General features: G+C 45.6%; 11 protein-coding genes. 1 reads left to right on the top strand and 10 read right to left on the bottom strand.

The features are described from left to right. Nucleotides 1-107: 107 nt before the first annotated feature. From LLY41_RS11695 to LLY41_RS11650, 9 genes are all read right to left on the bottom strand, one after another. A complete protein-coding gene (locus tag LLY41_RS11695; RefSeq protein ID WP_095243000.1) occupies nucleotides 108-1,085 on the bottom strand; it encodes a quinone oxidoreductase family protein in 978 nt (325 codons plus the stop codon). Between the two features lie 25 nt (nucleotides 1,086-1,110). After that, on the bottom strand, nucleotides 1,111-2,886 hold the full coding sequence (locus LLY41_RS11690; protein WP_095243001.1) for an acyl-CoA dehydrogenase FadE: 1,776 nt from the start codon (nucleotides 2,884-2,886) through the stop codon (nucleotides 1,111-1,113). Between the two features lie 33 nt (nucleotides 2,887-2,919). Beyond that, nucleotides 2,920-3,993, bottom strand: coding sequence for a phosphotransferase family protein (locus LLY41_RS11685; RefSeq protein WP_179288946.1), 1,074 nt, complete (start codon nucleotides 3,991-3,993; stop codon nucleotides 2,920-2,922). Nucleotides 3,994-4,022: 29 nt separating this feature from the next. After that, nucleotides 4,023-4,364, bottom strand: coding sequence for an acyl-CoA thioesterase (locus tag LLY41_RS11680; RefSeq protein WP_304585438.1), 342 nt, complete (start codon nucleotides 4,362-4,364; stop codon nucleotides 4,023-4,025). A gap of 224 nt (nucleotides 4,365-4,588) precedes the next feature. Beyond that, nucleotides 4,589-5,473 (bottom strand): 3-hydroxyacyl-CoA dehydrogenase family protein, encoded by an 885-nt coding sequence (locus LLY41_RS11670; RefSeq protein WP_095243006.1) that lies wholly within the window; start codon nucleotides 5,471-5,473, stop codon nucleotides 4,589-4,591. A gap of 64 nt (nucleotides 5,474-5,537) precedes the next feature. Beyond that, the gene (locus tag LLY41_RS11665) at nucleotides 5,538-6,101 is read right to left on the bottom strand and encodes a TetR/AcrR family transcriptional regulator (protein ID WP_095243007.1); all 564 of its coding nucleotides are present in this window, start codon (nucleotides 6,099-6,101) and stop codon (nucleotides 5,538-5,540) included. A gap of 53 nt (nucleotides 6,102-6,154) precedes the next feature. Next, complete coding sequence (locus LLY41_RS11660) at nucleotides 6,155-7,765, bottom strand: long-chain-fatty-acid--CoA ligase (RefSeq protein WP_304585437.1); 1,611 nt, start codon at nucleotides 7,763-7,765, stop codon at nucleotides 6,155-6,157. 29 nt (nucleotides 7,766-7,794) lie between these two features. Then, nucleotides 7,795-8,568 carry an SDR family oxidoreductase gene (locus LLY41_RS11655; RefSeq protein WP_304585436.1) on the bottom strand — a complete coding sequence of 258 codons (774 nt, stop codon included), beginning with the start codon at nucleotides 8,566-8,568 and terminating at the stop codon, nucleotides 7,795-7,797. Between the two features lie 13 nt (nucleotides 8,569-8,581). Further along, the gene (locus LLY41_RS11650; protein WP_304585435.1) at nucleotides 8,582-9,790 is read right to left on the bottom strand and encodes an acyl-CoA dehydrogenase family protein; all 1,209 of its coding nucleotides are present in this window, start codon (nucleotides 9,788-9,790) and stop codon (nucleotides 8,582-8,584) included. A gap of 343 nt (nucleotides 9,791-10,133) precedes the next feature. Between LLY41_RS11650 and LLY41_RS11645 the strand changes: the two genes are divergently transcribed. Continuing rightward, on the top strand, nucleotides 10,134-11,786 hold the full coding sequence (locus tag LLY41_RS11645) for a M14 family metallopeptidase (RefSeq protein WP_095243011.1): 1,653 nt from the start codon (nucleotides 10,134-10,136) through the stop codon (nucleotides 11,784-11,786). A 34-nt stretch (nucleotides 11,787-11,820) separates the two neighbouring features. On the opposite strand, the gene LLY41_RS11640 is transcribed toward LLY41_RS11645, so the two are convergent. Next, entirely contained in the window at nucleotides 11,821-13,062 is a 1,242-nt protein-coding gene (locus tag LLY41_RS11640; RefSeq protein WP_095243012.1) for an MFS transporter, read from the bottom strand. Between the last annotated feature and the right edge of the window lie 13 nt (nucleotides 13,063-13,075).

The following is a 13,075-nucleotide window of genomic DNA, read 5'->3' as shown; positions in this document are numbered from 1 at the left end:
ACCACCATCAAAAATTCACCTATATACTTATTTTCTATACAAATCCCTATAATCCTCTCAGTTTAATAGAAAAGAGCCTGCCACTTGGTGAAATGGCAGGCTTCCCTTTATCTTGCAGCGACAAGAATTAGCTTCCCTTTTGTTTGCCTGGACTGCATCCGCTCATGTACTTTGGCAGCGTCCTCAAGAGGATGAATTTCTCCAATAGTCAGCTTCAGCTTTCCTTGGGCTGTGTACGTTAATAATTCCTTCATGCTCGGCTGCAGCAGTTCCGGTTTCCTCATAATCTGCGGCAGGAAAAATCCAATGACCGATTGGTTCCGGCCCATTAAGGATGAAGGATAAAATCGGCTCTGCTCCCCGCTTGCCACGCCGTAAATAACAAGGCGGCCAAAGGTGGCAAGGCTTTTCAGGGTTTTATTAAAAATTTCCCCGCCTGCCATTTCGAGGGCCACATTCACACCTTTTCCGCCAGTTGCTTCGAGTACTTCATGTTCCCAGCCTTCATTTGTGTAGTTGACGAGGACATCGGCCCCCATTTCTTTTGCAAGCTGAAGTTTTTCATCAGTGCTGGCTGTAGCAATGACCGTCCCGGCCCCGAATAATTTTGCGAGCTGAACAGCAATTGTTCCCACCCCGCCTGCCGCTGCATGGACAAGGACGCTTTCACCCGGTTCAAGCCGGCCCATTGTTTTTAAAATATGATAGGCACTCAGTCCTTGTAGAGGCAGTGCCGCAGCAAGATTGAAATCCAGTCCCTCCGGCAGCGGAATCAGACCCCTTTCATCGGCTGTGACATACTCTGAATATCCGCCAGATTCAATTAGCGTCACCACTCTTGTGCCAACCGGAATACTTGCCTCTTCACCTGCGGCTGCGACAACACCTGCCACCTCGGCACCGGGAATGAACGGCAGAGGTGTCGGCACAACATATTGCCCTTCTCTTCTTGCGGTGTCGGCATAGTTCACTCCGATCGCATGCACTTCGATTAAAACTTCTCGTCCGGTCGGCTGCGGCCGCTCCATTTCGATAACGTTAAGGACTTCAGGTCCCCCATATTCTTTGAATTGAATGGCTTTCATTTTCAAACACTCCTTCTCTGTATTACTAGCAGCAATATTCGCCTTTTTCAAAAACAAGCTCAGCTATTCTACGGTTCCTTGCACTTTCTTTCCCAAAGGAGCTGAACCTGCTGCATTCCCGGATGACTAATCCGATCAGCACATCCTTTTTCTTATCTGAAGCCAATTCGGACACTAATTGGCGGGATAGCCTTTCAGCTTCCCATATTTCACCTTCCAGAAAAGTCCTGGTCAGCTGAATCTTCAATTCTTCTTTTTCTTCACCATTTTTCTGAATGGCTTTATATGTCCGATAAACTGCTGATTCTGCTGCATACAGGGCAATGGCGAGATCCGCAAGCTTCATTAGGGCTTCCTGTTCATGAACAAGGGTATCGCCAAATGCTTCATAAGCGAGTCCTGCATTCAGCAGGAACAGGTTTCTTATCGTATCAACCGCTGCTCTCTCTTTCTCAAAAATATTCTGGCCGATTGGATCCGGTTTGCTCAAGCGAACAATCGCCTCCTCCACTCTGGCGGCTAAATCGATTTCACCCTTAAGCGCTTTACGGAAAAGGTGTGTAGGAATCAGCAGTCTATTAATCTCATTTGTTCCCTCAAAAATCCGGTTAATGCGGGAATCCCGATACATTTGTTCCACGCCGTATTCCTTGATGAATCCAGCGCCTCCATGAAGCTGGAGTGCTTCATCTGCCGTAAAGTCCAGTGTTTCCGAGCCAAACACCTTACAGATCGCACATTCTGTGGCATATTCGCTCATTCTTTTTCCAATAAGCTTTAAATCAGATGAATCATATAAGTCTCCCAATGATTCCTCCAGCAGGCTTGCGGTGCGGTATTGAAGTGATTCAGCGGCGTAAATTCTTGCTGCCATCTTCGCCGTTTTTTCCTTGGTAGCCGGAAAATCAGCGATCGATTTCCCAAATTGCTTTCTTTCCCCTGTAAACTGGAGGGCTTTCTTCAATCCGGTTTTTGCTGCCCCCATGCAGGCTGAACCTAAGTTGAAACGGCCTAAATTTAAAACGTTCAAAGCAATGATATGCCCTTTGCCAACTTCCCCAAGCAGATTCTCTGCTGGCACAGGACAATCCTCAAAAATGACCGATCTGGTTGAAGATCCTTTGATGCCCATCTTATTTTCTTCCGGGCCAAGGGATAATCCTGGTGTGTCCCGTTCGACAATAAATGCGGTAAAATGCCGTCTGTCCACTTTGGCATATACAATGAATGTATCTGAAAATACAGCATTCGTAATATAAATTTTCGTGCCATTTAAAATGTAATGGGTCCCATCCTCATTCAAAACGGCTGTAGTCTGGGAGGATAGGGCATCAGACCCTGCGTTCGGTTCTGTCAGACAGTAAGCGCCTATGTACTCCCCTGAGGCAAGCTTCGGCAAGTACTTTTCTTTTTGCTCAGGAGTTCCGAAGTAAGTGATCGGCAGGGTTGCAATGCAGGTATGGTTTGAGTGGGCTACCCCGTAACCGCCTGATGAGGCAATGTTTTCTCCGACGATCCCCTTGCTGATTTTATCGAAGCCAAGACCGCCGTATTTTTCGGGGATGCTATGGGCAAGCAGGCCAAGTTCGCCTGCCTTCCTCAGTAAATCCGTTACCAGCTCGAATTCCTGGTTTTCGATCCGGTCCTTTTCAGGGTGAACCATTTTTTCAGTAAATTGTTTAGCTGTTCTTCCGATTAAGATATGCTCATCTGTAAATTCCTCGGGTGTGAAAAGTGATTCAGGATCAAGCTTTGTGAACAAAAAGCTTGCACCAGTATTGGCTGTATTTACTTTTTCCATTAACGGATTCACTCTCCTCATCATCTCTTCATCTTAAATTTCTTCATCTGCCGCCTGTATAGCATGTTTCAGGAGCACTTTAACGAATCTATTGAATTGTGAAAACCGCGGATCTGCTGTTTGGCCTTTCTTGTAGCGGTAATAGATTTGCTGGCAAATGACGGCCAGCTTAAAATAGGCAAATGTTAAATAAAAGTTCATGCTGCTGAGATCACGGCCTGTTTTTCCAGCATAGGCCTCCATAAATTCTCTGCGGGAGTAAAAACCGCTAAGAACGGTTACCGGGGGTTTTCCTAATCCAAACTTGAGCAGATCGGGATCGTCTCCCTGAATCCAATAGCTCATTGCGGCCCCAAGGTCTGCAAGCGGATCGCCTGCCGTGGCCATCTCCCAATCGAAAAGGCCTGTCATTTCTGATAAATCCTCATTGAACATTGCATTGTTCAGCTTGTAATCATAATGGATGATGGAAGGATCGGGACTTACCGGGATATGATGGGTCAGCCACTTTTTCAGCGTATCCGCTTCGGAAACTTCATCCGTCTTTGCCCGCTCATACCGGCCGATCCAGCCATGCACCTGCCTTTCCATGAATCCATCAGGATTGCTGATTTCCGCTAGACCTGTCCTTTTATAGTCAATGGAATGAAGTTCTGCCAGCTTATCAACCATAATTTGAGATAATCTGCTGCAAACTCCCTCGTCCGGCTCCATGCCTTCAGGGAAAGAGGTATCTAAAACAATTCCATGCCGCCGTTCCATAATGAAAAATGGTGCACCTGTAATTTCACTATTATTCGTAAACAGGAGCGGCTTCGGTGCTTCTTTGAAAAAGGGATGTATCTCAGAAATCACCCTGAATTCCCTCTCCATGTCATGAGCTTTCGGTGCGACAGGTCCAAGCGGAGGCCGGCGCAGCACGGCTTCCCACTCTCCCATTTTCAGCTGATAGGTAAGATTTGAGTGCCCAGCATGGAATTGCATAATCTCAAGCGGCTGATTTGGAAGATTAGCAATCTCGCTCCGCAGGAATTTTTCCAATGGAGCGGTGTTCAATTGCTCTCCTTTTCTAACGGGAATGGTATCCAGGTACATTTGCTTCGGCATGTGATCCTCCTTTTTATAGGAAAATTAATTTATGCTTCTCTTACATTTTGATTTAGACCTTCCCGAAGAGGATCAGGTATAACAGCACTTTCCTGTTTGGCGAAATCAAAATAGACGATTAAGGCGTTCCCTCTGGCAATATGAGTGCCTGTCTGGCTGCAGACAATTTCATGATCGAGCTGAAAGCTTTTGCTGCCAATCCTTGATACCCAGGTCTTGACCGTAAGGATTTGGTTAAAATATCCCTGGCTTAGAAAATCGCACTTAGTGGAGGCCAGAATAAAACTCCATTTTTTCACATCCATGCTGTAGCCAAGTGTCTCGAAATATTTCACACGTGCTTCTTCAAGGTAAATAAAGTGAAACTTCAATCAGTGGGGGTTTTCCTTATCCCCCACTGATTGTTAGTTGAACCAATCGGGCCTTTACGGACAGTTTGACCCCCACTTATCCTCCTTTGATTCCTCTGAGTCTTGAAGTGGGGGTCTTACTGCCCGTTAGACTGCGATAAAATAACTTGTATTGTTGATATGGCCAAGAGCATCAGTCTCGCAAAACCTTACTGTTACCTGCATTTCATGCATGATGACACCCCTTAACTCTTCACCTTATTGGATTGATATTCGTACCATCCCTTGCCAGTCTTTCTGCCTAATTCTCCTTTTTCCACCTTTTCAGCCACACAGTCAAACGGTTTATCGGCAGGATCTCCTGTCTCCCGATAGCGCTGATCCATTACATAATAGGCCACATCCAGTCCGGATAAATCCATGAGTTCAAATGGGCCGATAGGGTGATTCAAGGCTTTCCGGCAAATGATATCGATATCTTTATAGTCGGCTATCCCCTGTTCATACAGAGCCACTGCCTCTTTTTGGAGCGCACCAAGAATCCGGTTTGCGACGAAGCCGGAAATTTCTTTTTTCAAAAGGACGGCTGTTCTATTAATCTTTTCACAGACTTCCATCGCTATTTGTGCCGTTTCTTCAGACGTCTGTTCACTCATAACTACTTCCACGCAGTCCATCACAAGAGGCGGAAAGAAGAAATGCATGTTTACGACTTTTTCAGGCCGTTCAGTTTCACCGGCTATTAAACTATTAACGATTGTAGAGCTATTGGTTGCAAAAATGGCATGAGGAGGGGCGTACTCTTCCAGTTTTCTGAATACCTCTTTTTTCACATCAAGCTTTTCGGTTACGGCTTCAATGATTAAGTCGGAGCTTTGGACACTTTGCTGAACGCTGCTGGAGAAACGAAGCCTCCCGAAAGCAGCGGCTTTCGCATCTTCATCAAGCTTTCCCTTGGCAACCCATTTAGACATAATCATCTGCAGCTTAGCCTCGGCATCCTGCAATGCGGGTTCGCTCAGATCCTGAATAATCGTCTCATAGCCTCCCAGTGCACAAAGCATCCCAATCTGGTGGCCCATCTGCCCGGCACCTATAACGGTAATTTGCTTAACATCTTTTGCATTCATCGTTTAGCCTCCTTATACTGACCAGTTGGTATGTTACTGGTTAGAGAGGAGCATCCTCTCTTAATTACATTTCTATCCCCTTTAATATCATTTCCGTAAAGATCTCTGCCACTTCCCGGTCGGATATGCTTCCCTCCGGATTGAACCACTGATAGCTCCAGTTGGTGACGCCTAAGATGCCAAAGGCGATAATCGGAGAGTTGAGGTTTGCACGGAACTCTCCGTTCTGCTTGCCTTCTTCTATTAATTTTTCGATATTCAGTCTGAATTGGTCCCTTTTTGGAATGATTTCCGATAAGCTTGCTTCACTAAGGTTGCGCATTTCCCTGAAAAAGACTTTTGCGCTCGCTCCCTGGGTTTTGATATTGCCCAGCAGCATTTGAACAATCGACAGGAGTTTGTCTTTGCAGGATTTTGACTCTTCCCGAAGGATTTCCTGCTGATTGGCAAGCATGTCATCTATATAGCGAAGATGGATGTCCATCAGCAGTTGTTCTTTACTCGAGAAATAGTAATAAAAGGTGCCTTTCGTGACACTGAGGCTATCGACGATATCCTGAATCGATGTCTCGCTGAAACCTTTCTGATCAAATAGCCGGATGCTCTTTTCAGTAATTTTTTCTTTCAATGTCAGTCCCCGCTTCTGTTAGAAAATATCGACAGCATTATATCACAAAACGATTAACTCCGGACTTCATCCCTCAGAGCTCTTCGAAGGATTTTTCCGACATTGGTTTTTGGAAGCTCCTGGCGGAATTCTACGGCCGATGGAATTTTATAGGCAGCCAGGTTCTGCCTGCAGTATGAAATGATTTCTTCTTCAGTCGCCGTTTTACCGGCTTTCAGCACGACGAAAGCTTTAACTGTTTCACCCCGGTAAGGATCCGGGACGCCAATGACTACGGCCTCCTGGACAGCCGGATGCTCATAGAGCACTTCCTCAATATCGCGCGGATAAATATTATATCCGCTGGCAATAATCAGATCTTTTTTGCGGTCGACAATGTATAGAAAGCCATCTTCGTCCATTCTCGCAATATCACCGGTGTAGAGCCACCCATCCCGTAATGTAACGGCCGTCTCCTCAGGCATATTCCAATAGCCTTTCATAATCTGCGGACCCTTGATAATGACCTCACCCAGTTCTCCATTCGGGACCTCTTCAGTACCTGCTGCCAGATCGACTACTTTATAATCAGTTGAAGGAAAGCCGATCCCAACGCTTCCAGGCTTTCTTTCTGAAAAAGGCGGATTGCAGTGTGTTACCGGGGAAGCTTCTGATAAACCATAGCCTTCGAGAATTTGTGCCCCCGTCTTTTTTTCAAAATCGCGCAGAAGTTCAACAGGCATTGGCGCACTTCCGCTATTGCAGGTTTCAATGCTGTCAATGCCAAATTCCTCTGCATGCGGATGATTGGTGATGGCCACATACATAGTTGGAACACCGGGAAATACAGATGGCTGCTCATTTTTAATTGTATTTAACACTTCCTCCACATCAAAGCGCGGCAATAAAATCGATTCATTGGCCGTATAAATGGCAAAGTTCATACAGGCAGTCATGCCAAAAACATGGAACAGCGGAATGACGGTTAGGAATTTTTCTCCGCCTATTTCCGTTCTTTCTTTAAAAAACTCATAGGACTGCACCACATTTGCGAGAACATTGGAATGTGTCAGCATGGCTCCTTTTGACCGTCCGGTTGTACCGCCTGTATACTGGAGGACGGCAATATCCTGCTGGGGCTCAATGTTGACAGGGGTATATTGTCCTCTGCCTTCCTGTAAAAAGCCTTCGAATGTTTTGTCAGGTGAAAAATCGGCTTCTGTTGGCTGCAGACTGACAATGACTATATTTCTAACCTTCGTTCTGCCTTGAACACCCTTAACCCGGGGATACAGGGCATCAAAAACGACAAGAGTTTCAGCACCAGAGTCATTCATGATATGCTCGATCTCACGCTCAACCAGCATCGGGTTTACTTGAGTCACAATCGCGCCTGCTGCAAGTATTCCATAATAAGCAATCACATATTGCGGGCAATTGGGCAGCATAATGGCAACACGGTCGCCTTTTTGTATACCATTTTTCTGCAGGGATGCGGCAAATCCATAGACGGCTTTTTGAAGTTCCGCGTAATTCATCTTTTGTCCATAAAAAGATAGTGCCATATTCTGCGGATACATCGCTGTCACTTCCTGAAGCATCTCAGGCATCGACTTACTTGGAATGGTTACTTCAGCTGCAATGGATTCTGGATAGTGTGCATGCCAGGTTTTTTTATCGCTCATTTGAAATCCCTCCATCATAATTTGCCGTTTTACATTGCATGTGTGCCGCCATCGACGATTAAGACGTCTCCGGTCACATAATTTGAAGCATTAGAAGCAAGAAACAATGCGGCGCCTTTCAAATCATCATCAGAGCCGAAGCGTCTGAGCGGTGTTGCATCCAGAATGGGGTTACGTCCCTGCTCCATAATCGCCGATGACATTTTTGTAGGGAAAAAACCTGGTGCAATGGCATTCACATTGATCCCATACCTGCCCCATTTTACAGCCAGATCCTTTGTCATCGTGATGACAGCCCCTTTGCTGGTGTTATAGCCGATTGTATCCATCACCCTGGGGTCCGTGCCTCCAAGTCCGGCAACAGAGGCAATATTAATGATTTTTCCGGATCCCTGTCCGATCATGACCTTGCCTGCAGCCTGACTCATTAAAAACGTCCCTGTCACATTTACATTGATGACTTTTTGCCATGCTTCAAACGGCATCTCCTCAGCGGGAGCTCCCCAGGTAGCACCGCTGTTGTTGACAAGAATATCGATAGTTCCAAATTCCTGAACCGTTTCTTCAACCACTTTCCGAACATCCTCCTGTTTGCTGATGTCACAGACAAGGGCTAATGTTTTCACACCAAGTGCTGCAAGGCGGTCAGCGGTTTCCTGACATGCCTCCACCTTTCTTGAACAAAGCACGACATTTGCACCTGCCTCGGCTAATCCTTCGGCAATCTGGGCACCCAGCCCTCGCCCTCCGCCGGTTATGAGTGCAGTCTTTCCGGTTAGGTCAAATAGCTCCATTACCTTCATGATTTTTCAGCTCCTATTGGTATTTTTTCAATTCAAGCTTAGCAATCTGTGCCCGGTGGACTTCATCAGGACCGTCTGCCAATCTCAGCGTTCTGGCATTTGCCCACAATGCGGCAAGCGGAACATCCTCACTCACTCCTGCTGCTCCAAACGCCTGGATTGCCCGATCAATCACCTTAAGGGCCATAGAAGGCGCCACAACCTTGATCATAGCAATCTCGGTTTTTGCCACTTTGTTGCCGGCTGTATCCATCATATGTGCCGCTTTAAGCGTTAATAGTCTTGCCTGCTCAATTTCAATCCGGGAATCGGCTATCCATTCACGGATGACACCCTGGCTTGCGAGCGTTTGGCCAAAAGCAGTTCGGTTTTGTACACGCTTACATAATTCCTCAAGAGCGCGCTCTGCTGCCCCAATCAGCCTCATGCAATGATGGATGCGCCCCGGACCAAGCCTGCCCTGTGCAATGGCGAACCCTTTCCCTTCACCCCAAATGATATTTTCAGCAGGGACTCTGACATTGTCGTATGTAATTTCAGCATGGCCATGGGGAGCGTGATCATAGCCAAACACCGGAAGCATCCTCTCTATTTTTACTCCAGGGGTATCCATAGGAACGAGAATCATCGATTGCTGTTCATGACGGCTTGCGTCCGGATCGGTTTTTCCCATAACAATCGCTATCCGGCACCTCGGATCTCCCGCACCTGAGGACCACCACTTCCGTCCATTGATGACATACTCCGAACCTTGTTTTTCAATCCTTGCTTCAATATTTGTGGCATCAGCGGAGGCCACATCCGGCTCTGTCATCGAAAAGCAGGATCTGATGTCCCCTTCTAAAAGCGGCTTTAACCATTCATTCTTTTGCCGATCGGTGCCGTATCTTGCAAGCACCTCCATGTTGCCGGTATCAGGTGCATTGCAATTGAAGATCTCCGGAGCAATCATCGAGCGCCCCATAATTTCGCAAAGCGGCGCATACTCTACGTTCGTAAGGCCTGCACCATAGTCGCTATCCGGCAAAAATAAATTCCATAACCCTGCTTCTTTCGCCTTGAGTTTCAGCTCCTCCATTATGCGCGGAATAGCACTCCATCGATTTTCCTGTTCATTCAATTGCTGTTCATATAAAGCTTCGTTTCGATAAACGTTTTCTTCCATAAACACATTTAATTTCCTTATGAGATGCTGCACTTTTGGTGAGTATGAGAAATCCAAATTCCTGTCCCTCCTCCACTAACTGACCGGTCGGTATGTTACAAGTTTAGTATAAACAATATCGAAAAATAATCAACTTGTTTTCAGAAAATTTATTTTTTTGCTATTCCATTGCCACATCCTAAGCACTGTTTTTATAGAGAAAGAAAATAGGGAATTTTTGCTAGTTACCTATTATTCTATTTCGCTCCCCGAATCATCTTAGAACTATGCACCTATAATTAATTCTTTTTAAGGAAATTCAACTTTAAACTCCTCAATTTATACTATTCTAAATTTTTTGACACCTAAAACACTCTTACTCTATTATTGATTTGAAATTAGAAGAGGAGGAACTTAGCCTATGAAAAAATCAATAAAGAAACGAACTATTCCGGTGATTCTGTCTGTAGCCTTGCTGGCTGCACCCGCCGTACAGGCTGAAACCCCCTACTACGGGAAATCATACAGCCAGCCTGAACAAATCAGACACCTTTTTCCAGCCATTGAGGTAAAGGACAATACTCCTGCCTTTTCAAGGGAAGGTGAAGCAGCATTTACTTCTCAAGAAGAAATGATGTCTTACATAAAACAGCTCGAAGCCAAAAGTCCTTACCTCACTGTGAAAACAATCGGAACTTCTCAGGAAGGCCGTGACATACCAGCCCTTTATTTCACAAAGGACAAGCAGATCAGATCAGGTTATTTATCAAAAAAGCCGATTGTATGGGTTCAGAGCCAGATCCATGGAAACGAACCTGCCAGCGGTGAATCCATCCTGGCCCTGGCTAATAGGCTTACAGGTGATTTAGGCAAAGAGTTGCTGGATGATATCAATATTATCGTGATTCCAAGGGTAAATCCTGATGGCTCCTTTGATTTTAAGCGACAGCTTGCCAACGGCCTTGACGGTAACCGCGATCACATCAAACTTGAATCACCTGAGGTCCAGGCCATTCATAAGGAATTCAATAAGTATTCACCTGAAGTTGTGATTGATGCTCATGAATATTCCGTTTACAGCAGCGCATTTAATCAAGTTGGAGAACAGGGCGCTTTGAAGTACCACGATATTCTGATCCAGTCAGGTCGAAACCTCAATATCCCGGAAAAAATCCGTCAGGCATCTGACAGTTTATTTGTCGGACCAACCATGGAAGAGCTTGAGAATAATGGCATATCCGCGGAAATTTACTATACTGCCGGCCTGGATGACCAGGGTGAAATTGAAATTATCGAGGGCTCCACTGAACCAAGAATTGGCCGGAATGCATTTGGACTTCAGCCTGCATTCTCCTTTCTTGTAGAAAGCAGAGGAATTGGCATTGGACGTGAGGATTTTAAGCGCAGAGTGAATGCCCAAATTGCCACCCATGAGAGCATTCTTAAGCAAACAGCCAGTCATGCAAGACAAATTAAAAATCTGGTAGCATTTGAAAGACTAAACCTGATCAAAAAAGGCTTACTGCCAAATGACAACGACCCAATCATCATTGACAGCGAAAACAAAGAACTGGAGAATGAAACTCTTGAAATGGTAGACATCGCAACGGGCACTGTTCAGGATATTCCTGTTAAATACTTAAGTGCTACAGATGCTGAACCAACATTGGTAAGAGACAGACCAACTGCCTATTTGATTAAACCTGGTCATGAGGATGTTGCGGAAAAATTAAAAACTCAAGGTTTAAAAGGCTTTAAGCTTCCGAGAAATGTAAGCCTTCCAGCTGAAGCCTTTACAGTTACCTCTAAGGAAAATTCAGGTAGTTATGAAGGCAGGGATCTTGCAGAAGTTGAAACAGAGCTGACTAAGAAGGACATTACCTTCCCGAAAGGAACTTATGTATTTCTGACCGCTCAGCCTCAATCCAATCTGCTTTCCCTGTCGCTTGAGCCTGAATCTGTAGACAGTTATACCACCTTTGGCTATGTTCCTTCGGAAGTTGGGCAGGAATTGCCGATTTACCGTTTCACCATTGATCCTAAGAAATCAAATATGAAACCGTTTATGAAATAAAGAATAAGGAGGCTGACTCAAGGTGTCAGCCTCCTTATTCATTTACAGCCCGTGCGCGTACTTTTTCCTTTATTAACCCAGCGCCCATCAGTCCCATCAATGAAAAGATGACCGGTATAATAAATCCATACTGGTAGCCTGCTTCAAATGTATCTAAAACCTTTCCGAAGATAAATGGCAGCAGAACTGCGCTCAGAAATCCGCCGGTGTTGGCAAATCCTGAAACGACACCTACGTCCCGAATGTCAAATGATTTTCTGACAATAGCGAACGTCAGCGTACTTGCTCCATTTCCATAGCCCATGATCAGGAAAAGGACAATCAGGAGCGGATATGGAGGCTTACCCTGAAATAACAGAAAAGTTGCCCATCCAAGGACGGCGATGGAGTGGGCAAAAAGGTAAGGACGTTTGATGCTGCCCATCCGGCCTGATATAAAACTCATTAACGGAGCACCAATGATGGCACCAAACAATCCGATCATGACAAGCTGGCTGGAATCCTTACGGCTCAGATCATACATATCCATGCCATACGGAACAGCCCACGAGCCGATGAAACCTACATAAGTGCCGACCAGGCCGAAATGACAGAAGAACGTGGCCCATGCCTGGCGGTCAGAAAAAATTCTTTTTAATATGCTTGCTGTTTTTTCTTTTGGCTCTTTCTTACCTTTCGTTTTTTTAGGCTCTATGCCCAATCGCGAAGGCTGCCAGATTAAAATGATATACAGCAATACGGCAAGAAGAGTCAAAATAATGCCTACGGCCAAAAACGGGATGCGCCAGCCCCATATGGAAATCCAAATGGAAAATGGGACAGTCGCGAGCAAAAATCCAAAGCTGCCGGACATGCCCGCAAAGCCTAGCAGCTTCACGAATTCATTTACCTTAAACCATCTGCCTAAAATGATGACAACATTAATCCAGATCGTTGCATCACCTATTCCAACCAGCATTCTTGCTGCAAAAAGAATGTATTCATTCGCGGCGAAGCTAAATAATAGCGTCCCTATTCCATTCAGAAGTGTTCCGGCGATTAAAAATACATTAGGGCCGAAACGGTCGGATAATATTCCAATGGGAACCTGCAGGCTGGCATAGGCAAAAAATTGGATGCTCGTCAGAAGCCCAATTGCCGCAGCTGTCACGCCGAATTCCTTCATTAATTGATCTGTAATTAAACCAGGGGCTGTCCTTTGGCTCACGATCAAAAAGTATGCAAATAAAACCGCGCCAAAGACAAGCCACCTGTATTTGCTGTTATGTTTCTCCACTGCTCTCTGCTCC

Origin of the sequence: Cytobacillus firmus (assembly GCF_023612095.1) — a bacterium.
In the GTDB taxonomy this organism is placed as follows: domain Bacteria; phylum Bacillota; class Bacilli; order Bacillales; family Cytobacillaceae; genus Cytobacillus.
This window is presented reverse-complemented; position numbering and strand designations above follow the sequence as displayed.